A 25,018-nucleotide genomic window follows, 5' to 3' on the forward strand; every position below is an offset into this window, starting at 1 on the left:
CGTTACCGTAAACTTTGACATCAATGAGAAGGTCAAGCCTGGAACCGGAGACAGTATGAGGATCGGAGAGCTCTCTCGACGCACCGGTGTCGCGACCCGTCTCCTGCGGTACTACGAGGCGCAGGGCCTGCTGGAGTCCACGCGCTCTCTCAACGGATACCGGGACTACACCGAGGCGGACGTGGACACGGTGACGCAGATCCGCGGGCTGCTGTCCGCCGGTCTCACGACCCGGCTCATCCGCATGATCCTCGACATGGAAGGCGTGCGGGGCAGCGTGACGGCGGCGCAGTGCACACGCACTGTCGCAGGCGAGGTCGCTGAGGAACTCGCTCGGGTCGAGGAGAGACTGCGCTGCCTGTCGCAGAGCAGTGCCACGATGCGGCAATGGCTCACCGCGGCCGGGTACGAGGAGTTGGCGCCGGCCGCCCCGTCGGCGCCGCAACCCCAGCGGGTCACCGCATGAGCGTCCACCTGCTCGGCGGTGGCGCACTGGAGCCGTCTGATGCCCCGCTGTACGCACCGTTCCTCGAGGAGTCGCGCGCTCACGCCCGCGCCGGTGGGCGTACCGTCCCGCGGGTGGCGATCGTGTCGATTCATCCCGGCGGACCGGAACGCGCCGAGGTGCTTCGCCGCGTGCTCGCGGCGGCCGGTCAGGTCGAGACGGCGGTGACGAGCTCGCGAGGCGGGGAGGAGCTGTCACCGGGCGCGATCGCCGGTGTCGACGGCATCCTCGTCGGCGGCGGCATCGTCGAATCGGTGCGGGCGGGGCTCGAGTCTCTCTTCGACGAGATCCGCGGTCAGGTGGCCGCGGGGGTGCCGTATCTTGGTGTCTCGGCCGGAGCGATGGTGGCCGCCGTGGGCGCGCTCGGCGGAGGCACCCGCGTCGGCGGCGTGACCGTCTGTCCGGAGGAGCCGGACGAGTCCGGGGAGCAGCTTGAAGTGGAAGCCGGGATCGGGCTCGTGGACGGGTCGATCGACGTGCACGTCGCACAGCGCGGCACGCTCTCGAGGCTGGTCGCCGCGGTGGAGTCCGGGCTCATCGACAGCGCCCTCGGCATCGACGAGCGCACCGTGCTGATCGCCGGCGACGACGGGTTGCGCGTCGAGGGCAGCGGCAGCGTGTGGCAGGTGACACGCGGATCGGATGGCGTGGTGGTGTCGACGATCCGCGCCTGATCCGCATTCCGTCCACGCTGTTGATGGATGTACAGCCCGCTCGCTCGACCGCAGAGCGCTTCTCGATAGACACTGTCACATCGGACAGGTGCGACCGCTCACGACCACGTACTTACCGAGGTTCCCGCTTCCAGGCTGGTTCGAGCCGGCCGATAGAATTCGAGCGTGCGCGAGGAGCATCCGTTCGGCATTCAGCTGTACCCGGCGATGGTGAGAGAGGAAACCCTTCCCGGGGCTCGCGAGATCGGCAATGTCCATGGCGGGGAGTTCCTGGTCATGGAGGCCTGTGACGGGACGATATCGGTGTGCGACGTTGCGACGGGCCATTGTTCCCCGCTCAACCGCGACCGGAAAGCCACCGAGGGCTTCTTGGCGGCCTTCGCGGAGTATCTGAGTTCCGGGCCGGCTGCGCCAGCGCCAGTGGTGATGACGGCTGCGCAGGCTGCGGAGCGTCTTCGTGCCTTCCGGGACGGGCAGGTTCGTCCTCCCGTCCTGCCCGCAGGTAAGGAACTCTCTCACCGCGTGCGGCTGAGGAAGCTCCGAAAGCGGCTACACGCGATCGATCGCACCGCGACCGGGCCGGACTCATGGTGGCGCGGGCTCATCGAAGAGGCAGAGAACGATCTGCTCTAAGGCGACAGACTTGAGCAGGTACGTGTAGCCATCGCCGCCGACATCACACGTATCGAAACCGTCGCTGTCGCATCGCCTCCCGCCCATCACGAAGGTGAGCGAGGCCCCGGCAACAGTGCGACCGACGATCAGGACGAAGACAACTCCGCCTGAATGTCGCGGATCGTCTTAGCGAGCACTCCGGAGGCCAGCAGGCCCGAGCCCAAAGGTCCGGCCGAGTCTTCTCCCAGCGCAGGCAGGCGTTTATGTGCGGCGCGGACCTCCGCAGTCATGTGCGCCAGTTGCCAGCGGACCTCGCTTGCTCGGGCATCCAAGTCATCAGGTGCGGCCAGTTCGGCAGCCTTCGCGGCATATGCGGCGGCACCCAGTGCATGCGCGCCCATGTGGGCAACCCCCGACGCTTGGCCGGCGGCCCGCGCGGCCGCGACGGCGGCGGGGCCCGTCGCTGACTGTGCGGCCCGCCCAGCGACAAAGCGGCGACGGATCTCTCCGGCAGCACTGAGCTCTCCGCGGCTGAAGGCTCGCGCACGCGCGATGCCGTCTCGTGCACGATCGTCGGTGAGCGCTTCCGCCTCGAATAACGCGAGAACACGCTCAGCGCAGTCGGCGGCCCACATGGCCACGAGACGCCGATCTGCCTCGCTAAGCGCTTGTGGAGATGCCATCCAACCATTCTCGCGGCCTCTGCGGAGGCTTCCCCTGCCAGGACGTGTCCACGGTCGGAAAAGATGGCCGGACTGGCCACCGGCACCCGCTCCGGCCTCTGGGCGCATGGCTACCGCGATCGAGCACCCCCTCCAAAGTTGCCCCAGCGAGGGTTCCGGCAAACGTCGATCCGACCGCTGCGGTGACGGCATGCACCAGTCACGCCTCAGACGAGCTCGTGGTGACGTCGCTCGTCCGCGATCACGGGAAGGCTAGCAACGTCGGCGACGATGTCCCCCCGCGGCGTGGACACGACCTGAACGAGCTGGGTCCCGTGAGATCTCTGGCGCAGCGGGTCATTTACGGCTTCTTCCTGGGTTCACGATTCGAGGCGTCGGGTCCAGAACTCGACGAGCAGGTCGGGTTGCCCGTTGTCGTAATCCGCCAGTGCGGCGCGGTACTGGTTGAAGGCCGGCGTGCCGCGTTCGACCGCGACCTCCAGGAACGGCCAATCGATCCGGACCAGCAGCTCGCTCAGCAGCGCCCGGATGGTGCGGCCGTTGAAGTCCGCGAACGGATGGATGTGCAGGAACTCGCCTTCGGCGTAGGCGAGCAGCTCAAGTTGGAATTCGAGCGAGTCCGCGTACGCGAGGCGCGCTTGGACATTCTCGGCATAGTCGCGCATGAGCATCGGGACAAGGAAGTGCTCCGGTGGGACGTGGTTGCCGATCTGCACCGGCTCGCGTCGCCACTGCCCCGCGATCTCCTGGATCAAGTCGCCGATGATCTCCCGGTGGAAGTCACGGATCAGTTCGTCGCTGTATGGCTGCTGCAAGAACTCGCCGCGCCCAATCCGAGCGAGCAAGGATGCCAGGTGCGGCGCGACCGCATCGGCGAGCTGCACGTAGGTCAGGTCGCCGTGACGGGTGGCGAACCGACGGGTCAGACTCCCGTCTTCTTCGCCTGTCGAATCCACGCGTCCGAGACCGGTTCGTTCTCCATCGCCATGCTCGCGGCGACCCGATCGACTATCACCGCCAGCCGCGCCTCGCGCTTCTGCTCCGCATTGAGCGCACGCCAACGCGCCAGCGACTCCGCCGCCGGCTGACTGACCTGGATCGTGCCGCCCATGATGCGACCAGTTTACTCCCCAGCACCCTACTCACGCTGAGCCCCTGGCGCCCGACCAACCGCACCTGTACGGGCTTCAGCAGAGCAGCCTCCTCACGGTCGCTTGGGATAGCACGAAGCCTCTCAACGCCGTGCATGTCCTCCAGGATTCCTCGGGCACGTCTCCACCGATACGACCCGCGGCTACCTGCGCCCCGACGACCAACACCTCGCGTCTGCCACGGAACAGGCCAACGCCTTCCTTCGCCGATCCGCGCACGGGACCGCGAGGTCCAAGGTACGTAACGCCGGCAGGATCGCCGACTGTGACCCCGGGAGCGGCCACGAGCCGACCCCGAGCGCGCTCTGGTCCCCCCAATCCACAGGCAGGAGGCATTCACGGGCGGTCGCGCCCTCCGATACCGCGACTCGCCAGTGCCAGCCGAACATGACGAAGCCCTGACGAAAATGGTTTTCTCATCAGGGCTTTTACGTCGGGATGACAGGATTTGAACCTGCGACCCCCTGACCCCCAGTCAGGTGCGCTACCAAGCTGCGCCACATCCCGATGCCCGCCGGAGCGGACAACTCCCCCATCCTACCCGCTCCGATCCATGGCCGCGAACCGCCGGCACGCCGTCGCGACGATCCGTAGGCCGCACCATGCTTGTCGATGTCGGAGCCCGGTACTACCGTCGCGCACATGTCCACGATCACGATCGAACCCGCCACACCGGCCCGGTTCGAAGACGCAGAGCACGCGCTCACCGGCGGAGGCGACGGCGCCGCCTGCCAGTGCCAATGGTGGCTGATGACAGGCAAGGAGTTCGACACCGTCCCCCGCGCCGAGAAGGAGGAGCGCCTGCGCATCGAGCTCGGCACCTCTCCGACGCCCGCCCTCATCGCCTACGTCGACGGCGAAGCCGCCGGCTGGGTACGCGTCGGCCCGCGCACCGCACAGTCCAAGCTCGCCCGCACGCGAAACTTCGCGGCATCCCCGCACCCGTGGGACGACCCCGACGTCTGGGCCGTCACCTGCTTCGTGGTGCGCCGAGAGTTCCGCAGGCGCGGGCTGAACGCCAGGCTGCTCGACGCCGCCATCGCCCACGCCCGCGCGAACGGCGCCCGCGTGCTCGAGGCGTACCCCATCGACACCTCCATCGGCACGACGCCGACGAACAACCTGTACATCGGTGTGCTCTCGGTGTTCCTCGCCGCCGGGTTCCGCGAGGTCGCGCGACCCAAGCCGAAGCTCGCGATCGTCGAACTCGATCTGACTCAGCCGGCCTGACGGCCCCGGTCGACCTCGAGCACCACCACCACGACCGCCAGCAGCACGGCGGTCGCCGCCACCGCGCCCTGCGGTACCGCCGCGCTCGCGACGATCACGGCCGCCGAGACCAGCACGAGCACCGACGCGGTCCGCGAGATCAGCGGCCGCAGCATGATCAGCCACACCGCGACGACGAACCCTCCGACCGGCACCGTCAACACCAGCGCCGCGGCCGCCGCCGACAACGCGGTACGCCCGGTCGCGACATCCACACTCGCCCCGATCCCCGCCGACACGGCGCCCGCCGCCGCGAAGATCAGGTAGTGCGCGTACCCGAATCCGAAACCCCGCCCTGTCTCTGCCAGACGATCCCCCTGCCCGTGCACGAAGTACACCCACCACATCCCCGCCGCGATCGCCAGCCCCGCCGCAGCCAGCCCCACCAGCGCCAGCGCGTGCGCGCCCTGCCCGCGTGCCGCGAACACCGCCGTCGCCGACGCCAGCACGCTCTCGCCCAGCACGATCAGCGTGAAGCATCCGTACCGGTCGGCGATGTGATGCGGATGCCACGCCGTGCGCCCCTGCCGCTCGGCGATCACCGGCACGGCGATCTCGGCGACCACCAGCACGAAGAACGTGGCGAACTGCCACGTCACATCCAGCAGGTACAGTCGCGCCACCCAGAGCACCTGCACCGCGGCGATCCCCACCGCGAACGTCACCGCCGTGCGCCGAGAGCCCGGATGGGATGCCGCGGCCCGCAGCCACTGCCCCACCATTGCCAACCGCATGATGACGTAGCCCCACGTCACCACCGCGAAGTCGTACGACGCGACAGCATCCTGCACCCCCGCGGCCAGCACGAGCACGCCGCCCATCTGCAGAAACGTCATCAACCGGTACGCCCAGTCGTCGGTGTCGAACGCCGACGCGAACCAGGTGAAGTTCATCCACGCCCACCAGATCGCGAAGAACACCATCAGGTACGCCAGCACGCCCTGCCCGACGCGCCCCGCACTCACCAGCTCGTGCAGACTGCCGGCCGCCTGCGACACCGCCACCACGAACACCAGATCGAACAGCAGCTCCAGCGGCGACGCGGCACGGAACGGCTCGGTACGGTCACGCGGCATCATGCGGCGCAGGCCCAGACCGGTGCGGATCACAGTGCGAGCATACGATGGACGTCATGCCCCGTACCGTCCCCGCCCTGCGCTGGGTCGGCTTCGCCCCCTACGCCATGGTCTCGGCCGTGCACGTGGTCGCGTTGGCGATGGATGCCACCCCCACCGCCGCGGTCACCAAGATGCTGCTCATGCCGCTGCTCGCCGTCGGTGTGCTGTGGGCCGCCCGTGACCGGGCACGCGGCATCCCCATCGCACTGCTGCTGGCCGCGATCACACTGTCATGGCTGGGCGACGAGACGGGCGTGTTCTTCGCATTCGCCCCCGAGATCCCCGGCATGCTGCTGTTCTTCGGGCTCGCGCATCTCGCCTACATCTGGCTGTTCCTGCGGCACCTGACCAGGCGCTCGGTGCACGGCTGGTGGCTCGCCTACGCGGCGTGGTGGGTGGCGATGCTGGCCGTCCTCGTGCCGCACCTGGGCGTGCTCACCGTCGCGGTCGCCGGGTACGGGCTCGTGCTCGGCGGCACTGCCCTGAGCGCCGCCCGCTGCACCGCGATCACCACGGTCGGCGGCGTGTTCTTCTTGGCATCGGACTCGATCCTCGCGTTCCGGCTGTTCCTGCCCGAGGCCATGCCCGACTGGACGAGTCCGCTGGTCATGCTCACTTATTGCCTGGGCCAAGGGTTGCTGGCCGCCGGCGTGCTGGGCGCCCTCGGGAGGAGCCGTGGCTGAGGCGGTGCGGGTGGATGCCTGGCTCTGGGCGGTTCGCGTCTTCAAGACGCGATCGGCCGCGACCAGCGCATGCCGCGCGGGGCATGTGCGCGTGAACGGCGAGAAGGCCAAGGCCGCGCAGCCGGTGCGGCCCGGCGACGAACTGCGGGTGCGCATCGCCGGGTTCGACCGGATCCTGGTGGTGCGCCAGCCGATCGCCAAGCGCGTGGGCGCGGCGATCGCCGCCACGGCGATGGAGGACCGCACACCGCCGCGCGACCCGGTGCCGACCGTCGCCCAGCGCGATCGCGGCGCGGGCCGGCCGACCAAACGCGAACGTCGCGAGATCGACCGCTTCCGCGGCCGGGCATAGTTCAGCCCGGCAGCAGGTCACGCAGCCAGCGCGCGCCGTGCACGACCGACCCCACCGCCCGGGTGCGGTCGGCCAACTCGCGGTCGCTGGTCACCACGGTCACGGTGCGGCCGGCCTCGACCAGCCGCTGCGCCTCGTCGACGATCGCGTCGTCGCCCGCGGCATCCGCCCTCACCACCCGCACCCCACCGGCCGTTGCCGTGTGCAGGGCCCTCGCCTGCCCCTCGACGACGACCGAGATCTCGGGGAACCAGACATCCTCGGGCAATGCCAGGGCCGCCCCGCCCACGCCCTGTGCGTCAAGCGCGCCGAGGCGGTCGACCAGCCGCGCCGCCGCGCCGGCCCGATCACGCCACCAGCCGTCGGGCACCGAGCCGACCACGTTCGCCGCGTCGACCACGAGCGCGGGTCGCACCTCGAGCAGCTGCCGCAACCGCTGCCACGACCCAGCGAACCCCGGATGCAGCGGCAGGTCGGTCACCTCACCGGGCGGCACCCAGGCCAGCGCGCGGCTCTCGGGGTCGCTGATCACCGGCTCGAACGGCGTCGTGACATCGCCGATCAGGGTCGTGTAGGTCCAGACGTCGAGGTCGAGCACGCTCTCGACCCGTGCCCGTACCGCCCCGTCGGGCACCCCGGCCTCCTCTTGCGCCTCGCGCAACGCCCCGGCACGCGCCGACTCGCCCAGATGCCGTGCCCCACCGGGCAGCGCCCAGGTGTCACCGTGGTGACTCCACGTCACCCGGTGCTGCAGCAGCACGCCACGCTGTGGATCGTAGGCGAGCAGCCCGGCGGCACCGAACCGCCCCCAGTACCGTTCCCCGCTGTCGGTGACCACCCACGCGTCCCCGGGGTCGCGCGGGCCGTGCGGACGTCGCGGTTCACCCGGAACGGGATACTCGATCGTCACCGTTCCAGCCTGTCACAGCGACGGATGCCACGGGCCGCGCGCGTCACGCAACGACAGCTCCGCGGACGGTTCTCAGCGCCGCTGCCGCTTCTCGCGCACCCTCATGTTGACGACGATCGGCGTGCCCTCGAACCCGAACAGCTCGCGCAGCCGGCGTTGGATGAACCGACGGTACCCGGGGTCGAGGAACCCGGTCGTGAACAGCACGAACGTCGGTGGCCGCGTGCTCGCCTGCGTGCCGAACAGGATGCGGGGCTGCTTTCCGCCGCGCACCGGATGCGGGTGCTCGGCGACCAGTTCCGAGAGGAACGCGTTGAACTTGCCGGTGGGGATGCGCTGGTCCCACGACGCCAGTGCGGTCTCCAGCGCCGGCACCAGCTTGTCGAGGTGCCGGCCGGTACGCGCCGAGATGTTCACCCGCGGCGCCCACGCCACGTGCGCGAGATCCTGCTCGATCTCGCGTTCCAGGTAGCGGCGCCGGTCGATGTCCTCCATGTCGCCGTCGAACAGCCGGTCCCATTTGTTGAACGCGAGCACCAGCGCCCGGCCCGACTCCAGCACCATGTCGATGATGCGCACATCCTGCTCGCTCAGCGGCTGCGAGACATCCAGCACCACCACCGCGACCTCGGCCTTCTCGAGCGCCGCCGACGTGCGCAGCGACGCGTAGAAGTCCGCGCCCTGCTGCAGGTGCACGCGACGACGGATGCCGGCGGTGTCGACGAACCGCCACAGTCTGCCGCCGAGCTCCACGATCTCGTCGACCGGGTCACGGGTGGTGCCGGCCAGCTCGTTGACGACCACACGCTCCTCGCCGGCCGCCTTGTTCAGCAGCGACGACTTGCCCACGTTCGGCCGGCCCAGGATCGCCACCCGACGCGGGCCGCCGATCTCCTGTTTGGCCACCGCCGACACGTCCGGCAGCACCTTCACGACCGCGTCGAGCAGATCCGCCACACCGCGGCCGTGGATCGCCGACACCGGGTACGGCTCCCCCAGACCGAGACTCCACAGCGCCGCGGCCTCGGGCTCCTGCCGGGCGTCGTCGATCTTGTTCGCGACCAGGAACACCGGCTTGCCCGAGGTGCGCAGCAGGCGCACCACGTGCTCGTCGGTCGAGGTGGCGCCCACCATCGCGTCGACGACGAACAGCACCACGTCCGACAGGTCGATGGCGACCTCGGCCTGCGCGGCGACCGAGCGGTCGATGCCGCGGGCATCCGGTTCCCACCCGCCGGTGTCCACGAGCGTGAAGCGGCGGTCCATCCACTCGGCCTTGTAGGTGACGCGGTCGCGGGTGACCCCGGGGGTGTCTTCGACCACTGCCTCGCGGCGGCCCAGGATGCGGTTGACCAGCGCCGACTTGCCCACATTCGGCCGTCCCACGATGGCGACCACCGGCAGCGCGGGCAGGTATTCGATGCCGTCCTCGCCGCGTTCGATCCCGGCCAGCAGGGCGGCGTCGTCGTCTTCGAGCTCGTAGTCGCCCAGCGACGCGCGCAGCGCCGCCGCGCGCGTCTCGGCGAGTTCGTCGTCGATCTCGGCGAGCCGTTCGGCGAGGTGGTCGGAACCGGCCTCGTATTCGTCCTCAGCGCCCATCGCGGGCCTCCAGCTTCTGGCGGATGACGTGCAGCACGGCATCGACGGTCTGTGCGAAGTCGAGGTCGGTGGAATCCACGACCTCGACGCCCGGCGCGGCCGACAGAAAGTCGACCACCGCCGAGTCGGATGCGTCGCGCCGGTGCAGCGCGGCCGCGACGGCCTCAGCATCCTGGTCGCTCACCTCGGCGGCGCGGCGTGCGGCACGCACCTGGGGAGCGGCGGTCAGCAGCACGCGCACGGGCGCGTCGGGGGCCACCACGGTCGTGATGTCGCGGCCCTCGATGATGACGCCGGGGCGGTCGGATGCCGCCGCCAGCGCGCGGAACAGGTCGTTGACCTGTGCGCGCACCGCGGGCACGCGTGCCACCGCGCTGACCGCGTCCGAGACGCGCGGTTCGCGGATCGCGGCGGTCACATCGGTCTGTCCCACCCGCACCCAGTAGTCGTCGGGGTCGAGTGAGATGGCGTACGGAAAGTCGCGTGCCGCGGCCTGCACCGCGTCGGCGTCCGCGGTGTCGGCGCCGCGCTCGAGCACGTGCCAGGCGAGGGCACGGTAGGCGGCACCGGTGTCGAGGTAGCCGTAGCCGAGGGTGCGCGCGGCCTGCTTCGACACGCTGGACTTGCCCGACCCGGCGGGTCCGTCGACGGCCACGATCGTCACGTCAGTAGTCATCACTGGTGCTCGCAATCCTCCAGCCGCGTGCGGTCAGCCCGTCCACCGTGCGCCGCACGGCGCCGGGGACCACGCTGATCTCGGCGAGGCCGAACTGGGCGCCGGGCGAATGCTCCAGGCGCAGGTCCTCCACGTTCACGTCCAGCTCGCCCAGTTCGCCGAACAGCCGCCCGAGCTGGCCGGGGGTGTCGTCGACCATCACGACCACCTGCGCGAACCGGCGGTTCTGGCCGTGCTTGCCCGGCAGCCGCTCGACCCCTTCGTTGCCACGCCGGATGGTGTCGGCGACGGTGCGCCGGGCACCGGGCGCATCCGGTGCGCGCAGCGCGTCGGCGACCCCGGCGAGGTCGGCGGCCAGGTCGTCGAGCACGTCGACGACCGGTGTGGCGTTCGCGCCGAGGATCTGCACCCACAGCTCGGGGGCCGATGCGGCGATGCGGGTGGTGTCACGCACCCCCTGACCGGCCAGTCGCAGCGCGCCTTCCGGCGCGGTCACGAACCGTCCGGCGAGCAGGCTCGCGACCAGCTGCGGCACGTGCGAGACGAGCGCCACCGAGCGGTCGTGCTCGGCCGGGTCCATCTCGATGGGCGTGGCCCCCACGTCGAGCGCCAGGCCCTCGACGACCGCGAGGTCGGCCGGGCTGGTCTCGTCGTCGCGGCACACCACCCACGGGCGCCCCACGAAGATGTCGGCACGGGCCGAGATGGCGCCGCCGCGCTCCCGGCCGGCGAGCGGGTGCGACCCGATGTAGTGGGTCAGGTCGACGCCACGGTCACGCAGGGCGCGCAGCGGTTCGAACTTGACGCTGGCCACGTCCGTGACCACCGCGTCGGGGTGGGCGGCGAGTTCGTGGGCGACCACATCGGCCGTGACATCCGGCGGCACCGCCACGACCACCAGCCGCGGTGCGTCGTCGGCGCGTGCGGGCCGGCCGGCGCCGTAGTCGACGGCCAGGCGCTGCTGCGCCGGCGACGTGTCGAACAGGGCGACGTCCACACCCAGCGCGGTCAGCGCATGCCCGATGCTGGCCCCGAGCAGCCCGGTGCCGACGATCCGCACCGTCCCCGACGTGCGGGCGGGGCCGCGTGCGGGCACGGTCGTGGTCTGGCTCACTGGGTCTCCTCGGCTCCCGGCGGCGCCGGCTCCCCCGGTGCGCGCGAAAGGGTCAGCAGCGCACCGCGTTCCACTGTAGTCAATTCGCGGGCGCGGCCCACTGGGAGTGTTCCCAGGTGCAACGGCCCGAACCGGCGACGCACCAGGTCGACGACCGGATGCCCCACCTCGGCCATCATGCGCCGCACGATGCGATTGCGGCCCGAATGCAGGGTCAGCTCGACCAGGCTCGAGTCGCGTCCCCGATCGAGCAGGCGCGCCTTGTCGGCGGCGATCGGACCGTCCTCCAGCTCGATCCCGCGCGTCAGCCGCCCGATCGTCTGCGGTGTGACCGCGCCGCGCACCCGGGCGATGTAGACCTTGGTGACCCCGAACGACGGGTGCGCGAGCACGTGCGCGAGCTCGCCGTCGTTCGTGAGCACGAGCAGACCGCTGGTGTCGGCATCCAACCGCCCCACGTTGAACAGCCGCTCGTCCCACTCCCGGGTGAACTCGCGCAGGTCACGCCGCCCGCGGTCGTCACGCATCGAACTGACCACCCCGGTGGGCTTGTTGAGCATCACGTAGCGCTTGGTCTGGTCCAGCTGCACGGCCACGCCGTCGACGTCGACCAGGTCGACGGCCGGGTCGATGCGGGCGCCCAGCTCGTCGACGACGGCCCCGTTCACACGCACCCGCCCGGCGACGATCAGCTGTTCGGCGACCCGCCGCGAGGCGACGCCCGCGTTCGCGAGCACCTTCTGCAGGCGCACGCCCTCGGCGTCGGCCATCACGCCCTCCCCTCGTCGATGGCGACATCGCCCACCGTGTCGACGTCGTCGAGCAGCGGTGAGATCGGCGGCAGCTCGTCGAGCGAGTTGATGCCCAGGTTCACCAGCAGCGCATCGGTGGTGCCGTACAGGATGGCGCCGGTCTCAGGGTCATGCCCGACCTCGGTGACCAGCCCCCGGGCGAGCAGCGTGCGCACTACCGAGTCCACGTTGACGGCACGAATGGATGCCACCTGCCCGCGCGAGACCGGCTGCTTGTACGCGATCACCGCCAGGGTCTCCAGCGCCGCCTGCGACAGCCGCGACGGCGCCTGCGCGTTCACGAACTCGCCGACCAGGTCGTCGTAGTCCTCGCGCACGTACAGTCGCCATCCGCCGCCGACCTCGCGCAGTTCGAAGCCGCGCTGCGGGCCGCCTGCCTCGCCGTCGTAGTCGGCGACCAGTCCCTCGATGGCCTGGCGCACCGCCGCCACTGGCTCGCCGACCGCGGTCGCCAGCGCGACCAGGCTCTGCGGCTCTTCGACCACCAGCAGGATCGCCTCGAGCTTGCGGGCGACCGACTGCGGTTCACGCCCGGCGGGCGCGGCGGTATCGGCGGGGGTGGGGCTATCGGTCATAGTCGGCTCCCAGGGTCGCGAGGTTCTCTTCGCTCCAGCGTTCGGCGGTCCAGCGCAGGGTGAGCTCGCCGAGCGGTTCGAGCTGCTCGAACGAGAGCGCGGCGTGCCGGTACAGCTCCAGCACCGACAGAAAACGGGCGACCACCACACCGGTCTGGGTGACGCCGGCGACCAGTTCGCGGAACGAGAGCGTCCCGGCCGAGCGCAGCAGCGTCACCACTACCGCGGCCTGCTCGCGGATGCTCACCAGCGGCGCGTGGAGGTGGTCGAGCCCGACGGTGGGGATCTCTTTGGGTGCGAAGGCGAGCATCGCGATGGCCGCGAAGTCGTCCGGCGACAGCGTCCACACCAGCTCGGGCGCTGCCCGACGGTACTTCTCGTCCAGGCGCACCGCGCGGGTGTGCCGGCGGTCTTCGCGCTGCAGGCACCGGGCGAACCACACCGACACCTCTTTGAACGCGCGGTACTGCAGCAGGCGGGCGAACAGCAGGTCACGCGCCTCGAGCAGCGCGACCGACTCGGCGTCGACGAGCTCGCCCTGCGGCAGCAGGCCCGCCACCTTCATGTCGAGCAGGGTGGCCGCCACGACGAGGAACTCGGATGCCTCGTCCAGCTCGGCATCGGACTCCAGGTCACGCAGGTAGGCGATGAACTCGGCGGTCACCTGCGACAACGCCACCTCGGTGATGTCGAGCTCATGCTTGCTCAGCAGCGTCAGCAGCAGGTCGAACGGCCCGTCGAACACCCCCAGCGACACCCGGAACCCGGACTCGCCAGCCTCGGGCGCCGCCTCAGGCGACGGCATCCCACCCTCGGGCGCCGCCTCAGACGACAGCATCCCACCCTCGGGCGCCGCCTCAGACGACAGCATCCCACCCTCGGGCGCCGCCTCAGGCGACGGCGCGGTGCCTTCGGGCGCCGCCTCAGGCGACGGCGCCACGGGCCACCAGCTCCCGGGCGAGCCGCAGATAGGCCTGGGCCGCCGCGTGCTCCGGGGCGAACTCGGTGATCGGCATGCCCGACACCGAGGCGTCCGGGAACTTCACGGTGCGACCGATCACCGTCTCGAGCACGTCGTCGCCGAACGCCTCGACGACACGTTCGAGCACCTCGCGCGAGTGCAGCGTGCGCGGGTCGTACATGGTGGCCAGCACCCCGTCCAGGGTGATGGCGGGGTTCAGCCGGTCGCGCACCTTGTCGATCGTCTCGATGAGCAGGGCGACGCCGCGCAGCGCGAAGAACTCGCACTCCAGCGGGATGATCACCCCGTGGCTGGCCGTGAGCGCGTTCACGGTGAGCAGCCCGAGCGAGGGTTGGCAGTCGATGAGGATGACGTCGTACTCGCCGGTGACGCCGCGCAGGGCGCGGGCGAGGGTCTGCTCGCGGGCGACCTCGTTGACCAGGTGCACCTCGGCGGCCGACAGGTCGATGTTCGCCGGGATGACGTCGAGGTTCTCGGTCGCGGTGTGCACGATCGCGTCGTGCGGGTCGCGCTTGGAGTCCAGCAGCAGGTCGTAGATCGTCGGGATCTCGTGCGTGGCGATGCCGAGCCCGGCCGACAGGGCCCCCTGCGGGTCGAAGTCGACGGCGAGCACTCTTCGGCCGTACCCGGCGAGGGCGGCGGCGAGGTTGATCGTGGTGGTGGTCTTGCCGACCCCGCCCTTCTGGTTGCACAGCGCGATGATGCGCGCCGGACCGTGGCCTGTCAGCGGTGCCGGCGTCGGGAAGCCGTGGTACGGGCGACCCGTCGGGCCGATCGGCATGTCGTCCGCGGCCTTCGGCTTCGCCGTCTTCTTCGCCGTGCTGCCCGCCACCGGTCTCCTGCTCTCGTGGATGCTGTCCGCTCGATTCTAGCGAGAGCCGCGCCCGGTCTTCCGGTGGCGGCGGCGGATGTCGCACAACCCGACCCGATCGCGTCTACCGCGCCCGGGGATGCGAGGTCGTGTACACGTCGCGCAGCGCGTCGATGCTCACGTGCGTGTAGATCTGTGTGGTGGCCACCGACGCGTGGCCGAGAAGCTCCTGCACCACCCGCACGTCGGCGCCGCCCTGCAGCAGGTGCGTCGCGAACGAGTGCCGCAGCGTGTGCGGCGACACGTGGGCGGTCAGCTGCGCCCGCTCCGCGGCCGCCTGGATGATCAACCACGCGCTCTGCCGCGACAGCGGCGCTCCCCGCGCGCCGAGGAACAGTCGAGGCGTCGCCTTGCCTCGTCGCGACAGCTCCGGTCGCACCCGGGTCAGGTACGCGTCGACCGCGTCCCGCGCGTACTCGCCGAGTGGCACGATCCGCTCCTTCGAGCCCTTGCCCCGCACCCGCAACACGTCGCCGTGCGACACGTCGTCGACGTCCAACTGCACCGCCTCCGACACCCGGGCACCGGTCGCGTACAGCAGTTCGAGCAGGGCGCGGTCGCGCAGCCCCAGCGGCTCGTTCGCATCGGGCGCCGTCAGCAGCCGCTCCACCTCGTGGACGGTCAGTGCCTTGGGCAGCCGCTGCGGCAGCTTCGGTGGCCGAAGCCGGCCGGTCGGGTCGGCCTGCTCGATCTGCTCGCGCACCAGGAACCGGTGCAGGCCGCGCACCGACGACTGCAGCCGGGCGAGGCTGGATGCCGCCGGCTGCGGCTGCGCACCCGCTCTCGCGGCGATGAACCCGGCCACCGTCTCGGGGGTGATTGCGGCGGTGTCGTCGACCCCCTGGGTGGCTAGCCACCGGACGTACTCGGACAGGTCGCGCCGGTACGCGGCGACCGTGTGGTCGCTCAGGCCGCGCTCGACGGTGATGTGCCGCAGGTAGGCGTCGACCGCCCGGTCAAGGCGCATCTCACCCCTCGGCCGCTGCCCGACGCAGATGTTCGGCCGCAGCGAGCACGCCGACGGCGAGGATGCCGTTGCGCATGCGCCCGGCCATGACGGCGCTGACCGCGTCGGCCAACGGCATCCATTCGACCCGGATGTCGGCCTCTTCGTCGCCGCGCACGTACTCTCCGCCGGCGGGTCGCAGCCCGCGGGCGAGGAAGATGTGCACCACCTCGTCGTTGCCGCCGGGGGTGGTGAACACGCTCGCCAGCTCGGACCACTCATCGGCCTGCATGTCGGCCTCTTCGGCGAGCTCGCGGCGCGCCGCCTGCTCGGGCGGCTCCCCGGCGACATCCAGCAGCCCGGCCGGGATCTCCCAGTCGCGATGCCGGATCGGGTGCCGGTACTGCTGGATCAGCAGCACGCGTCCGTCGTCGTCGAGTGCCACGACCGCCGCCGCGCCGGTGTGCGCGACGTATTCGCGCACGATCTCGTCGCCGTTGTAGCGCAGCGTGTCGCGCCGCACGTCCCACACCCGGCCCCGGTAGACCAGCTCGCTCGAGACGACGGGCGCATCGAACGGCTCGTCGCGCAGCGTGTCGGGCTCAGTCATTGTCGACGTCGAACAGCTCGCTGGCACGGTGGCGCTCCAGCGCCGCGCCCACCAGTCCGCGGAACAGCGGATGCGGCGTGGTCGGCCGGGACCGCAGCTCGGGGTGCGCCTGCGTCGCGATGTAGTACGGGTGCACGTCGCGGGGCAACTCGACGTACTCGACCAGGTTGCGGTCGGGTGAGAGGCCCGAGAACACCAGTCCGGCGCCCGCGAGGCGGTCGCGGTAGGCGTTGTTCACCTCGTAGCGGTGCCGGTGCCGCTCGCTCGCGGTGGTCGCACCGTACAGCTCGGCGGCCAGCGAGCCCTCGGCCAGGTCGGCCGGGTACAGCCCGAGCCGCATGGTACCGCCCAGCTCACCGGCAGCGAGGATGTCGACCTGTTCGGCCATGGTCGCGATCACCGGGTCGGCGGTATCGGGATCGAACTCGCTGGACGAGGCATCCGGGATGCCGGCCACGTTGCGCGCGTACTCGATCACCATGCACTGCAGGCCCAGGCAGATGCCGAGGGTCGGGATGCCCTGCTCGCGCGCGAACCGCAGCGCGCCGAGCTTGCCCTCGATGCCGCGGATGCCGAAGCCGCCCGGCACCACGATGCCGTCCAGGCTCGCCAGGGCCTCCTGCGCACCTTCGGGGGTCTCGCACTCGTCCGACGGGATCCACCGGATGTTCACGTGGGTCTCGTGTGCGAACCCGCCGGCGCGCAACGCCTCGGTCACCGACAGGTACGCGTCGGGCAGGTCGATGTACTTTCCGACCAGGCCGATGGTCACCTCGTGCTTGGGGTTGTGCACCGCGCCCAGCACCTTCTGCCACCGTGACCAGTCCACCTCGGTGACGCGGGTCAGCCCGAGCGCGCGGACGATGTACTCGTCCAGGCCCTGTTCGTGCAGCATCGACGGGATGTCGTAGATGCTCGGCACGTCGACGGCGTTCACCACCGCGCGCTCGTCGACGTCGCACATCAGGGCGATCTTGCGCTTGTTCGCGTCGGTGACGGGCCGGTCGCTGCGCAGCACGAGCGCGTCGGGCTGGATGCCGATCGAGCGCAGCGCGGCGACCGAGTGCTGGGTCGGCTTGGTCTTCTGCTCGCCTGACGCACCCATGTACGGCAGCAGCGACACGTGCACGAAGAACACGTTGTCACGGCCGAGCTCGTGGCGGATCTGTCGGGCCGACTCGATGAACGGCTGCGACTCGATGTCGCCGATCGTGCCGCCCACCTCGGTGATGATGACATCCGGCTTGGGGTCGGCGTCGGCCTGCAGGCGCATGCGACGCTTGATCTCGTCGGTGATGTGCGGAATGACCTGGACGGTGTCGCCGAGGTATTCGCCGGCCCGCTCGCGCGCGATCACCCGCGAGTAGATCTGGCCGGTGGTGACGTTGGCCGCCTGGTTCAGGTTCACGTCCAGGAACCGCTCGTAGTGCCCGATGTCCAGGTCGGTCTCGGCGCCGTCGTCGGTGACGAACACCTCGCCGTGCTGGAACGGGTTCATGGTGCCCGGGTCGACGTTCAGGTACGGGTCGAGCTTCTGCATCACCACGCGCAGCCCGCGGGCGGTGAGCAGGTTGCCCAGGCTCGCGGCGGTCAGCCCCTTGCCCAAAGAAGAGACGACACCGCCGGTCACGAAGATGTGCTTGGTGGTGTCGCCTGATTCGGTTCCCGCGAGCGGGTCTGAGCTGCTTGCGCCAGAAGTATGCATCACGGGCTTTTATGCTATCAGCCGATGTCGGTCTGCGCGGTGTGCAACAGCTCCCGGGCGTGGGTGAGCGCGGCATCCGAATCCGCCAGTCCCGACAGCAGCCGCGCCATCTCGGCCTCGCGGTCGGCGCCGGTCAGCCGCCGCACGCTCGACGAGGTGACGGTGCCGTCGCTGGACTTCACGACGCTCAGGTGGTTCGTGGCGAACGCGGCCACCTGCGCCAGGTGGGTGACCGCGATGACCTGGGCCGACTGGGCGAGCCGGCCCAGGCGCCGTCCCACCTCGATCGCGGCCGCCCCGCCGATGCCGGCGTCGACCTCGTCGAACACGAAGGTGGGCACCGGGTCGGTGGCGGCGATCACGACCTCGATGGCGAGCATCACGCGACTGAGCTCGCCGCCCGACGCGCCGCGGGCCACCGGTCGCGGTGCGGCGCCGGGGTGCGGGGCGAGCAGGATGGCCACCTCGTCGCGCCCGTGCCGTGACGGCGTCCCGGGCACCACCTCGACCTCGACGCGCGCGTCGGGCATGGCCAGCGCGTGCAGTTCGGCGGTGACCGCGTCGCCGAGGCGCCGGGCGGCCGCGGCGCGCGCGGCGGTCAACCGGTCGGCGGCCTGGTCGAGGGCGGATGCCGCGGCCCCGCGCTGTGCGGTGAGGCGTTCGATGCGTTCGGGGTCGTCGTCGAGCTCGGCCAGTCGCGCCGACCCGGTGCGCAGCAGGTCGATGGCGGCGTCGAGCGATCCGTGCGCGCGCACGAGTGAGCCGAGCACGGCGCGCCGCTCCTCAACCAGTTCCAGTTCGTGCGGGCCCGACTCGTCGAGGTCGGCGAGGTACCCCGACAGCGCGGTGGCGAGGTCTGCCGCACGGTAACCGAGGTCGGCGACCTGGGTCGCGATCTCATCGAGGGCGGCGTCGCTGGCGGCGGCGCGTTCCAGGCTGCGACGCGCCTCGGCCAGCAGCACGGTGACGTCGGGCCCGTCGCCCTCGTTCGACAAGGCGGCGTGCGCGGTCGCGGCGGCGACCCGCAGTTCTTCGGCATGCGCGAGACGTTCGGCGCGCGCTGCCAGCTCGGCGTCCTCGCCGGGCTGCGGGTCGGCCTGTTCGATCTCGGCGATGGCTTCGCGCAGCTGCGCGGCCTCGCGCATCCGCCCGTCACGGTCGGCGGTCAGTGCGCCCAACTCGGCGTCGAGCACCTGCCAGGCGTCGTACCGTTCCCGGTACTCGGCCAGGGATGCCGCGACCTCGTCGCCGCCGAAGCGGTCGAGGGCGTCGCGCTGGGCGGCGGCCGAGCGCAGCCGCAGCTGATCGGACTGGCCGTGCACGACCACGAGGCGGTCGGCGAGGTCGGCGAGCACCCCAGCGGGGGCGGTGCGGCCGCCGACGGTGGCGCGGCTGCGGCCCTCGGCCGAGATCGTGCGCCCGACGTACAGTTCGGCGTCACCGCCGCCGATGGGTTCGACGTCGCCGCCGGCCTCACGCACCCGTTCGGCGACAGGGCCGTCTTCAGACACGATCCAGACGCCGTCGACCGAGGCCTGCGCGGCCCCGGCGCGCACCGCTCCCGAGTCGGCGCGCTGCCCGAGCAGCAGGCCGAGGCCGGTGACCACCATCGTCTTCCCGGCGCCGGTCTCACCGGTGATCGCGGTGAACCCGGGCCCCATCGGCAGCGTGGCCTCGGCGATCACGCCGAGGTCACGCAGCTGCATCTGCTCGATCATGAGTGCGCTCCGGCGGGCCCCCGCCACCCCTCAACGGGCAGGCGGAACTTGCGCACCAGCCGATCGGTGAACGCGGCCGGGTGCAGCCGCGCCAGGCGCACCGGTTCGTCGGAACGCCGCACGACCACACGCGCGCCCGGGGGCAGCTCGTGCGAACGGCGCCCGTCGCACCAGAGGATGCCGGTGCCGGCGGTGCGCTCGAGCACCTCGATCGCGACGGCCGCTTCGGGGCCGATCACCAGGGGCTTGGCGAACAGCGCGTGTGCCGACAGCGGCACGACGGCGATCGCCTCGACGGTCGGCCAGATCACCGGTCCCCCGGCCGAGAAGTTGTACGCGGTCGAGCCGGTCGGGGTCGACACGACCATGCCGTCGCAGCCGAAGCTCGACAGCGGCTTTCCGTCGATCTCGACGACGACCTCGAGCATCCGCTCCCGGCTGGCCTTCTCGACCGTGGCCTCGTTGAGGGCCCAGGTCTCGTAGATCACCGTGCCCGCGGCATCCTTCACCCGCACCGCCAGCGCGAGGCGCTCTTCGACGCGGTAGTCGCGGGCGATGACCCGATGCACCGCGGCGTCCATGTCGTCGCGTTCGATCTCGGCCAGAAAGCCGACGTGGCCCATGTTGATGCCGAGGATCGGCGCGGTGCCGCCGCGGACGAGCTCGGCGGCACGCAGGATGGTGCCGTCACCGCCCAGCACGATGGCCAGTTCGATGTCGGCGACGGCGACCTCGTCGCCGAGTGCGGCGGTGCCGGCCAGGGCGGGGCGCAGCGCGACCAGTTCGGCGCGGTCGTCGCCTGCCAACACCGGTCGGGCACCGGCGGCCCGCAGCGCGGCGACCACGCGCACGGCCGCGTCGACGGCGTCGTCGCGCTGGGCGTGCGCGACCACCAGGATGCTGCGCTGATTCGTCATGGGCTCCCCGTCACCTCGTCCACGGTCCCCGTCCATTCTGTCGGATCGGTGCCGGATGCCGCCGACAGGTGCACCAGGTACTCCCGGTTGCCGTGTGTGCCGACCACCGGCGACGCGATGATGCCGGCCACGCCCAGGCCCTCGGCCGCGCCCGCCTGCAGCACGCCGGCGATCGCGGCGGCATGGGCGGCCGAATCGGTGACCACGCCGCCGCGCACGGCGGTGCGACCGACCTCGAACTGCGGCTTGATCAGCAGCACCAGGTCGGCGTCGGCTGTGGCCACCGCCGCGGCGGCCGGCAGCACCTGTCGCAGCGAGATGAACGACAGGTCGGCGACCACGAGCGCGGGCGGCGCGTCGATGCCCGAGGCGTCGGCGAGGGATGCTGCGGTCATGTGCCGCACGTTGAACCCCTCGATCGCGATGACCCCCACATCGGCGGCGACGACGGAGGCGAGTTGGTCGTGCCCGACGTCGACGGCGATCACCGGGTCGGCGCCGCGTTCGCGCAGCACCTGGGTGAAGCCGCCGGTCGAGGCGCCCATGTCGAGCGCGACACGCCCCGACACCGGCACGGCGAACGCGTCGAGTGCCGCGATGAGCTTGTGTGCGGCACGGCTGACGTAGTGGTCGGCGGCGGCGACCTCGATGCGGCTGTCGACGGTGACCGCCGTCGACGCCTTGGCGGCGGGGTGGCCGTCCACGTGCACGGCACCGGCGGAGATGAGGGTCTGCGCGTGGGTGCGCGAGCGTGCGAGGCCGCGGGCGGCCAGTTCTTGGTCGAGCCGCGTCATGCGGTGGGGCCGGCGGCCGGGCCGCTGTCGAGCCGGTGGGCGAGCTCGTCGTGCAGCGCGGCGTACGCGTCGGCGCGTTCGCCCAGCGGCTGGCCTTCGATCACCCGGAGCCGGCTGATCAGCTCGTCGCGGTCCTCGTCCTGCATGTGCCCCATGCTATCCCCGAGGCCGTGCCGGTCAGGGGCGTAGGAACGGGTCGGCGTACAGCTCGGCCTGCACGGTGAACCCGAAGATGGCCCGCCCGGAGTTCCAGACCGCGGCGGCACCGGCACGGAGCAGGTCGATGGGCCGGCTCCCGGCATCCATCACCCGCAGTGCGGGCCCGTCGATGCGCACCGTCGCGTCGCCGACCCGGGTGGTGTCGCCGTCGGTCTGCACGGCCGGGTACGGCTCGAACAGCTGACGCAGGTCTTCGACGATGTAGGTGGGGCGGCTGTTCGCGGGGGCGGCCAGCACGTGCTTGGGGCGGTCGACGCCGGTGAGCACCAGCGCCGAGGGGATGCCGGCGGCCTGCGCGCCGGCGATGTCGGTGTCGAGCCGGTCGCCGATGAACAGCGGGCTGCGGGCGGCGAACCGCGACACCGCCTCGTGGAAGATGGGCGGCTCCGGTTTGCCGGCGACGGTGGCCAGTCGCCCGACGGCGGTGTGCACGGCCGACACGAGGGTGCCGTTGCCCGGCGCGATGCCTCGGGCCTGTGGGATGGTCCAGTCGGTATTGGTGGCGATCCAGGGGATGCCGCCGTCTTCTTCGGGAACCTTCAGTGCGAAGGCGGCTTCGGCCAGGTGCGTCCAGGCGATGTCGGGTGAGAAGCCCTGCACCACGGCGGCCGGGCGGTCGTCGGCGCTCCCGGTGACCGTATAGCCGGCGCGGGCGACCTCGGTGACCAGGCCTTCGCCGCCGACGACGAGGATCGTGGCAGGCGGCTGCACCATCGTGCGCAGCAGCCGTACGGCCGCCTGCGGGCTGGTGACGATGTCGTCGGGCGCGGTGCGCTCGAGACCCAGCTCGCGCAGGTGTGCGGCGACGTCGGCGTCGGTGCGCGATGCGTTGTTGGTGATGTAGCCCAGCCGACGGCCTTCCGCGGCCGCGCGGTTGAGACTCTCGACGGCGTGCGGCAGCGCCCCGGCCCCGGCGTAGACGACGCCGTCGAGGTCGGCGAGCACGGTGTCGACCCCGTCCAGGGGCGCGGGTCCGGATGCCGCGGCCCGCCGCGACCGCGAGAACAACGCCATCAGTCCTCGGCCTCCGGTGCCTGTGCAGGCTCGTCCTCAGCGGGTGCGGTGTCCGTGGCGACCACCGCCTCCTCCGCCGCATCCGATGCGGCGTCCCCGGCGACCACAGCCTCCTCCGCCGCATCCGGTGCGGCGTCCGCCTCATCCGGTGCAAGGTCGGACTCATCCGGAACGACGCCCGGAGCGGCATCCGCCGGCTCGGCTGCAGCATCCGCCACACCCGGTGCGGCGTCCGCCTCATCCGGTGCGAGGTCGGACGCATCCGGCAGCACATCCGGAGCGGCATCCGCCTGCTCGGCTGCGGGATCCGCCTCACTTGGTGCGGCATCCGCCGTATCCGATGCGAGATCCGGCTCACTCAGCGCGAGATCGACCTCACCCGATGCGGACGATGCCGTGTCGTCGCTGGAACCGGCGGCCACCTCACCCGCGTGCGAGTCGTCATCGTCATCGTCGTCGGGTGCGAGGTCTTCGACGATGACGACCTCGTGCTCACCGACGCCGTGGGCCTCGTCGAGGGCGGCAGCGGCCACGTCGGCGCGCTGGGCCCACCGCGCGGCCTCGTCGGTGCGACCGAGGTCTTCGAGCACGGTGGCGCGGGCGGCGAACAGCGCGGGACTCCACTCGAAGGCGCGGTCGGGGTCGGCTTCGGGAATCTCGAGCTCCTGCAGCGCACGGGTCGCGTCGCCGCGGTCAAGCCAGGCGCCCGACATGGCGATGGCCAGGTGTACGCGCACGTCGGTGGGCAGCGTCGCCCGGTCGACGGAACGACCGAGCTCCAGCGCGCGCTCGGGCCGGCCGACGCCGCGTTCACAGTCGACCATGAGGGCGATCTGGTCATCGCGGCCGCTGAGCCGCCGGTAGGTGCGCAGTTCGCGCAGGGCGAGTGCGAAGTCGCCGAGGGCGTACGCGGTGATCGCCACAGACTCGCGGGCGACCGGGATGCGACCGGCGTGACGCGACGCCGCCAGTGCATGCTCGTGGGCCAGCGCCGGGTCGTCGTCGATGAGCTGCGCGGCCATGGCCAGGTGACGGGCCACGCGCTCGGCGTTCTCTTTGGTGAGGGTCTTCAGTTCGTTGCGGGCGGCGGGATGCAGGTCCTTCGGCGTCACGTCATCGGGCAGCACCGGGTCAGTCGGGCGTGCGGCACGGACATCCTGCGGGGGCCGCGACGCCCGATCGGGGCGGGCAGCACCCGAGAGCGCGTTGCGCCCGCCGTCTCGGCCGCCGCCCTCGCGATACGGTCGCCCGTCGCGACCGGAACCCTCCCCGTACGGGCGGCGCTCACCATCGGCGCGGTACGGGCGGCCCTCACCATCGGAGGAATACGGACGACGGTCACCATCGGAGCGATACGGACGACGGTCATCGGACCCGCGCTGGGCACCAGACCCACCCTCACGGTACGGGCGGCGCTCACCGTCACCACGGTACGGGCGGCGGTCACCATCGGCACGGTACGGACGGCGCTCATCCGCCCCGTGCTGACCACCCGACCCGCCGTCGCGGTACGGACGCCGGTCACCAGACGCACGCGACCCCGTCGACTCCCCCGCGCGGTACGGACGCCGTTCACGCTCCGAACCGTACGAGCGGCGATCGCCGTCGGCGCGATAGGGGCGCCGTTCTCCGGCCCCACTCTGACCACCCGACCCGCCCTCACGGTACGGACGGCGCTCACCATCGGCGTGATGAGGCCGACGGTCATCGGACCCGCGCTGGGCACCAGACCCACCCTCACGGTACGGGCGGCGCTCACCGTCGCCACGGTACGGGCGGCGATCATCCGCCCCGCGCTGACCAGCGGAGCCGCCGTCACGGTACGGGCGGCGCTCGCCGTCGGCGCGATACGGGCGCCGTTCTCCGGGCCCACGCTGATCACCAGACACGCCCTCACGGTACGGACGCCGGTCACCATCGGCGCGATACGGCCGACGGTCATCGGACCCGCGCTGACCACCAGACCCACCCTCACGGTACGGACGGCGCTCACCATCGCCACGGAACGGACGACGCTCAGCATCCGCGCGATACGGCCGACGATCATGGGAGCCCCGCTGACCACCCGCCCCGCCCTCGCGGTACGGACGGCGCTCACCATCGCCACGGAACGGACGACGCTCAGCATCGGCGCGATACGGCCGACGGTCATCGGACCCACGCTGGCCACCAGACCCGCCCTCGCGGTACGGGCGGCGTTCGCCGCCGTCGCGCGCACCGGATGCTGCATCGCGCGAGCGATCGGACCTGTCATCGCGGTACGGACGCCCGCCGCCAGAAGCGCGGCCGGCACCTTCCCCGCCGCGTCGATCGCGGCGGTCGTCGTCCTCAGCCATGTCTCTCCTTGCCCCTGACATCTTCTCCCCATAACGCACGAATGGCCACCCAGTCGGGTGGCCATTCGCTCAAAGGGTGTTCGGCGGTGTCCTACTCTCCCACAGGGTCGCCCCTGCAGTACCATCGGCGCTGAGAGGCTTAGCTTCCGGGTTCGGTATGGGACCGGGCG

The 25,018-nt window shown here is 71.3% G+C and carries 28 protein-coding genes, 1 tRNA gene and 1 rRNA gene; 7 read left to right on the top strand and 23 right to left on the bottom strand.

Features of this window, described 5'->3' with window-relative positions; all coding sequences use genetic code 11:
* The first annotated feature begins 55 nt into the window (after positions 1 to 55).
* The 3 genes from H577_RS0106020 (at position 56) to H577_RS0106030 (ending at position 1,812) form a co-directional block, all read left to right on the top strand.
* Positions 56 to 466, top strand: a complete 411-nt coding sequence (locus H577_RS0106020) for a MerR family transcriptional regulator (protein ID WP_029145191.1) — start codon at positions 56 to 58, stop codon at positions 464 to 466.
* Complete coding sequence (locus H577_RS0106025; RefSeq protein WP_029145192.1) at positions 463 to 1,179, top strand: Type 1 glutamine amidotransferase-like domain-containing protein; 717 nt, start codon at positions 463 to 465, stop codon at positions 1,177 to 1,179. The genes H577_RS0106020 and H577_RS0106025 overlap by 4 nt, the downstream gene beginning before the upstream one ends.
* Before the next feature lie 165 nt (positions 1,180 to 1,344).
* Positions 1,345 to 1,812, top strand: coding sequence for a hypothetical protein (locus tag H577_RS0106030; protein ID WP_029145193.1), 468 nt, complete (start codon positions 1,345 to 1,347; stop codon positions 1,810 to 1,812).
* Positions 1,813 to 1,940: 128 nt separating this feature from the next.
* On the opposite strand, the gene H577_RS17300 is transcribed toward H577_RS0106030, so the two are convergent.
* From H577_RS17300 to H577_RS0106045, 4 genes are all read right to left on the bottom strand, one after another.
* A complete protein-coding gene (locus H577_RS17300; protein ID WP_084515871.1) occupies positions 1,941 to 2,477 on the bottom strand; it encodes a putative immunity protein in 537 nt (178 codons plus the stop codon).
* Between the two features lie 359 nt (positions 2,478 to 2,836).
* Positions 2,837 to 3,361, bottom strand: coding sequence for a Fic family protein (locus tag H577_RS0106035; RefSeq protein WP_169566254.1), 525 nt, complete (start codon positions 3,359 to 3,361; stop codon positions 2,837 to 2,839).
* Positions 3,362 to 3,399: 38 nt separating this feature from the next.
* A complete protein-coding gene (locus H577_RS15355; RefSeq protein WP_036283974.1) occupies positions 3,400 to 3,588 on the bottom strand; it encodes a hypothetical protein in 189 nt (62 codons plus the stop codon).
* Between the two features lie 473 nt (positions 3,589 to 4,061).
* A tRNA-Pro gene (locus tag H577_RS0106045) sits at positions 4,062 to 4,135 on the bottom strand.
* 135 nt (positions 4,136 to 4,270) lie between these two features.
* Here H577_RS0106045 and H577_RS0106050 point away from each other — a divergent pair.
* The gene (locus H577_RS0106050; protein ID WP_029145195.1) at positions 4,271 to 4,858 is read left to right on the top strand and encodes a GNAT family N-acetyltransferase; all 588 of its coding nucleotides are present in this window, start codon (positions 4,271 to 4,273) and stop codon (positions 4,856 to 4,858) included.
* Here the strand turns inward: H577_RS0106050 and H577_RS0106055 are convergent.
* Positions 4,846 to 6,006, bottom strand: a complete 1,161-nt coding sequence (locus H577_RS0106055) for a low temperature requirement protein A (protein ID WP_051191800.1) — start codon at positions 6,004 to 6,006, stop codon at positions 4,846 to 4,848. The two genes, H577_RS0106050 and H577_RS0106055, sit on opposite strands and share 13 nt — an antisense overlap.
* 23 nt (positions 6,007 to 6,029) lie before the next feature.
* Here H577_RS0106055 and H577_RS0106060 point away from each other — a divergent pair, with 23 nt between their 5' ends.
* The gene (locus tag H577_RS0106060; protein WP_036283976.1) at positions 6,030 to 6,698 is read left to right on the top strand and encodes a lysoplasmalogenase; all 669 of its coding nucleotides are present in this window, start codon (positions 6,030 to 6,032) and stop codon (positions 6,696 to 6,698) included.
* The gene (locus H577_RS0106065; RefSeq protein WP_029145198.1) at positions 6,691 to 7,050 is read left to right on the top strand and encodes an RNA-binding S4 domain-containing protein; all 360 of its coding nucleotides are present in this window, start codon (positions 6,691 to 6,693) and stop codon (positions 7,048 to 7,050) included. The genes H577_RS0106060 and H577_RS0106065 overlap by 8 nt, the downstream gene beginning before the upstream one ends.
* Before the next feature lies 1 nt (position 7,051).
* Here the strand turns inward: H577_RS0106065 and H577_RS0106070 are convergent, their stop codons facing one another.
* The 17 genes from H577_RS0106070 to H577_RS18050 all read right to left on the bottom strand — a co-directional run bounded on the left by H577_RS0106070 (position 7,052) and on the right by H577_RS18050 (position 23,639).
* On the bottom strand, positions 7,052 to 7,960 hold the full coding sequence (locus H577_RS0106070; protein ID WP_029145199.1) for an NUDIX domain-containing protein: 909 nt from the start codon (positions 7,958 to 7,960) through the stop codon (positions 7,052 to 7,054).
* A 72-nt stretch (positions 7,961 to 8,032) separates the two neighbouring features.
* Entirely contained in the window at positions 8,033 to 9,559 is a 1,527-nt protein-coding gene (der, locus tag H577_RS0106075) for a ribosome biogenesis GTPase Der (RefSeq protein WP_029145200.1), read from the bottom strand.
* Complete coding sequence (gene cmk / locus H577_RS0106080) at positions 9,549 to 10,235, bottom strand: (d)CMP kinase (RefSeq protein WP_036283978.1); 687 nt, start codon at positions 10,233 to 10,235, stop codon at positions 9,549 to 9,551. The genes der and cmk overlap by 11 nt, the downstream gene beginning before the upstream one ends.
* Positions 10,225 to 11,349, bottom strand: a complete 1,125-nt coding sequence (locus tag H577_RS0106085) for a prephenate dehydrogenase (RefSeq protein WP_051191801.1) — start codon at positions 11,347 to 11,349, stop codon at positions 10,225 to 10,227. The genes cmk and H577_RS0106085 overlap by 11 nt, the downstream gene beginning before the upstream one ends.
* Positions 11,346 to 12,119 (bottom strand): pseudouridine synthase, encoded by a 774-nt coding sequence (locus H577_RS0106090; protein WP_036283980.1) that lies wholly within the window; start codon positions 12,117 to 12,119, stop codon positions 11,346 to 11,348. The genes H577_RS0106085 and H577_RS0106090 overlap by 4 nt, the downstream gene beginning before the upstream one ends.
* Positions 12,119 to 12,736: an SMC-Scp complex subunit ScpB gene (gene scpB / locus H577_RS0106095; RefSeq protein WP_029145204.1), complete on the bottom strand. Its 618-nt coding sequence runs from the start codon at positions 12,734 to 12,736 to the stop codon at positions 12,119 to 12,121. Before scpB ends, H577_RS0106090 begins: the two co-directional genes overlap by 1 nt.
* Positions 12,726 to 13,541 (bottom strand): segregation and condensation protein A, encoded by an 816-nt coding sequence (locus H577_RS0106100; RefSeq protein ID WP_029145205.1) that lies wholly within the window; start codon positions 13,539 to 13,541, stop codon positions 12,726 to 12,728. Before H577_RS0106100 ends, scpB begins: the two co-directional genes overlap by 11 nt.
* Positions 13,542 to 13,659: 118 nt before the next feature.
* Positions 13,660 to 14,499 carry a ParA family protein gene (locus H577_RS0106105; RefSeq protein WP_051191810.1) on the bottom strand — a complete coding sequence of 280 codons (840 nt, stop codon included), beginning with the start codon at positions 14,497 to 14,499 and terminating at the stop codon, positions 13,660 to 13,662.
* Positions 14,500 to 14,653: 154 nt separating this feature from the next.
* Positions 14,654 to 15,556 (bottom strand): site-specific tyrosine recombinase XerD, encoded by a 903-nt coding sequence (xerD, locus tag H577_RS0106110; protein ID WP_029145207.1) that lies wholly within the window; start codon positions 15,554 to 15,556, stop codon positions 14,654 to 14,656.
* A gap of 1 nt (position 15,557) precedes the next feature.
* Entirely contained in the window at positions 15,558 to 16,145 is a 588-nt protein-coding gene (locus H577_RS15360; protein WP_036283984.1) for an NUDIX domain-containing protein, read from the bottom strand.
* Positions 16,138 to 17,850 carry a CTP synthase gene (locus tag H577_RS0106120; protein ID WP_029145208.1) on the bottom strand — a complete coding sequence of 571 codons (1,713 nt, stop codon included), beginning with the start codon at positions 17,848 to 17,850 and terminating at the stop codon, positions 16,138 to 16,140. The genes H577_RS15360 and H577_RS0106120 overlap by 8 nt, the downstream gene beginning before the upstream one ends.
* A 17-nt stretch (positions 17,851 to 17,867) precedes the next feature.
* Positions 17,868 to 19,568 (bottom strand): DNA repair protein RecN, encoded by a 1,701-nt coding sequence (recN, locus tag H577_RS0106125; protein WP_029145209.1) that lies wholly within the window; start codon positions 19,566 to 19,568, stop codon positions 17,868 to 17,870.
* Positions 19,565 to 20,485 carry an NAD kinase gene (locus H577_RS0106130; protein ID WP_029145210.1) on the bottom strand — a complete coding sequence of 307 codons (921 nt, stop codon included), beginning with the start codon at positions 20,483 to 20,485 and terminating at the stop codon, positions 19,565 to 19,567. The genes recN and H577_RS0106130 overlap by 4 nt, the downstream gene beginning before the upstream one ends.
* Positions 20,482 to 21,279 (bottom strand): TlyA family RNA methyltransferase, encoded by a 798-nt coding sequence (locus H577_RS0106135; RefSeq protein ID WP_029145211.1) that lies wholly within the window; start codon positions 21,277 to 21,279, stop codon positions 20,482 to 20,484. Before H577_RS0106135 ends, H577_RS0106130 begins: the two co-directional genes overlap by 4 nt.
* Positions 21,276 to 21,425 carry a hypothetical protein gene (locus H577_RS17815; RefSeq protein WP_169566245.1) on the bottom strand — a complete coding sequence of 50 codons (150 nt, stop codon included), beginning with the start codon at positions 21,423 to 21,425 and terminating at the stop codon, positions 21,276 to 21,278. Before H577_RS17815 ends, H577_RS0106135 begins: the two co-directional genes overlap by 4 nt.
* Positions 21,426 to 21,456: 31 nt before the next feature.
* Positions 21,457 to 22,512: an HAD-IIA family hydrolase gene (locus tag H577_RS0106145; RefSeq protein WP_029145212.1), complete on the bottom strand. Its 1,056-nt coding sequence runs from the start codon at positions 22,510 to 22,512 to the stop codon at positions 21,457 to 21,459.
* Positions 22,512 to 23,639, bottom strand: coding sequence for a hypothetical protein (locus tag H577_RS18050; RefSeq protein ID WP_245570343.1), 1,128 nt, complete (start codon positions 23,637 to 23,639; stop codon positions 22,512 to 22,514). The genes H577_RS0106145 and H577_RS18050 overlap by 1 nt, the downstream gene beginning before the upstream one ends.
* On the opposite strand from H577_RS18050, the gene H577_RS17575 reads away from it, so the two are divergent.
* Positions 23,604 to 24,866 carry a hypothetical protein gene (locus tag H577_RS17575; protein ID WP_156876567.1) on the top strand — a complete coding sequence of 421 codons (1,263 nt, stop codon included), beginning with the start codon at positions 23,604 to 23,606 and terminating at the stop codon, positions 24,864 to 24,866. The two genes, H577_RS18050 and H577_RS17575, sit on opposite strands and share 36 nt — an antisense overlap.
* 60 nt (positions 24,867 to 24,926) lie before the next feature.
* Here H577_RS17575 and rrf read toward each other — a convergent pair.
* Positions 24,927 to 25,018, bottom strand: a 5S ribosomal RNA gene (gene rrf, locus H577_RS16915); the annotation flags it as partial.

Source organism: Microbacterium luticocti DSM 19459, from assembly GCF_000422405.1.
Lineage (GTDB): Bacteria > Actinomycetota > Actinomycetes > Actinomycetales > Microbacteriaceae > Microbacterium > Microbacterium luticocti.

Bases quoted from the DNA above. Each gene is read 5' to 3' on its own strand.
- scpB (WP_029145204.1), bottom strand. From the start codon at position 12,736: ATGACCGATAGCCCCACCCCCGCCGATACCGCCGCGCCCGCCGGGCGT.
- H577_RS0106060 (WP_036283976.1), top strand. From the start codon at position 6,030: ATGCCCCGTACCGTCCCCGCCCTGCGCTGGGTCGGCTTCGCCCCCTAC.
- H577_RS0106120 (WP_029145208.1), bottom strand. From the start codon at position 17,850: ATGCATACTTCTGGCGCAAGCAGCTCAGACCCGCTCGCGGGAACCGAA.
- H577_RS17815 (WP_169566245.1), bottom strand. From the start codon at position 21,425: ATGCAGGACGAGGACCGCGACGAGCTGATCAGCCGGCTCCGGGTGATC.
- H577_RS15355 (WP_036283974.1), bottom strand. From the start codon at position 3,588: ATGGGCGGCACGATCCAGGTCAGTCAGCCGGCGGCGGAGTCGCTGGCG.
- H577_RS0106025 (WP_029145192.1), top strand. From the start codon at position 463: ATGAGCGTCCACCTGCTCGGCGGTGGCGCACTGGAGCCGTCTGATGCC.
- H577_RS15360 (WP_036283984.1), bottom strand. From the start codon at position 16,145: ATGACTGAGCCCGACACGCTGCGCGACGAGCCGTTCGATGCGCCCGTC.
- xerD (WP_029145207.1), bottom strand. From the start codon at position 15,556: ATGCGCCTTGACCGGGCGGTCGACGCCTACCTGCGGCACATCACCGTC.
- der (WP_029145200.1), bottom strand. From the start codon at position 9,559: ATGGGCGCTGAGGACGAATACGAGGCCGGTTCCGACCACCTCGCCGAA.
- H577_RS0106090 (WP_036283980.1), bottom strand. From the start codon at position 12,119: ATGGCCGACGCCGAGGGCGTGCGCCTGCAGAAGGTGCTCGCGAACGCG.
- H577_RS0106105 (WP_051191810.1), bottom strand. From the start codon at position 14,499: ATGCCGATCGGCCCGACGGGTCGCCCGTACCACGGCTTCCCGACGCCG.
- H577_RS0106050 (WP_029145195.1), top strand. From the start codon at position 4,271: ATGTCCACGATCACGATCGAACCCGCCACACCGGCCCGGTTCGAAGAC.
- H577_RS17300 (WP_084515871.1), bottom strand. From the start codon at position 2,477: ATGGCATCTCCACAAGCGCTTAGCGAGGCAGATCGGCGTCTCGTGGCC.
- H577_RS0106130 (WP_029145210.1), bottom strand. From the start codon at position 20,485: ATGACGAATCAGCGCAGCATCCTGGTGGTCGCGCACGCCCAGCGCGAC.
- H577_RS0106020 (WP_029145191.1), top strand. From the start codon at position 56: ATGAGGATCGGAGAGCTCTCTCGACGCACCGGTGTCGCGACCCGTCTC.
- cmk (WP_036283978.1), bottom strand. From the start codon at position 10,235: ATGACTACTGACGTGACGATCGTGGCCGTCGACGGACCCGCCGGGTCG.
- H577_RS0106135 (WP_029145211.1), bottom strand. From the start codon at position 21,279: ATGACGCGGCTCGACCAAGAACTGGCCGCCCGCGGCCTCGCACGCTCG.
- H577_RS17575 (WP_156876567.1), top strand. From the start codon at position 23,604: ATGCAGGTCCTTCGGCGTCACGTCATCGGGCAGCACCGGGTCAGTCGG.
- recN (WP_029145209.1), bottom strand. From the start codon at position 19,568: ATGATCGAGCAGATGCAGCTGCGTGACCTCGGCGTGATCGCCGAGGCC.
- H577_RS0106100 (WP_029145205.1), bottom strand. From the start codon at position 13,541: ATGCCGTCGCCTGAGGCGGCGCCCGAGGCTGGCGAGTCCGGGTTCCGG.
- H577_RS0106145 (WP_029145212.1), bottom strand. From the start codon at position 22,512: ATGGCGTTGTTCTCGCGGTCGCGGCGGGCCGCGGCATCCGGACCCGCG.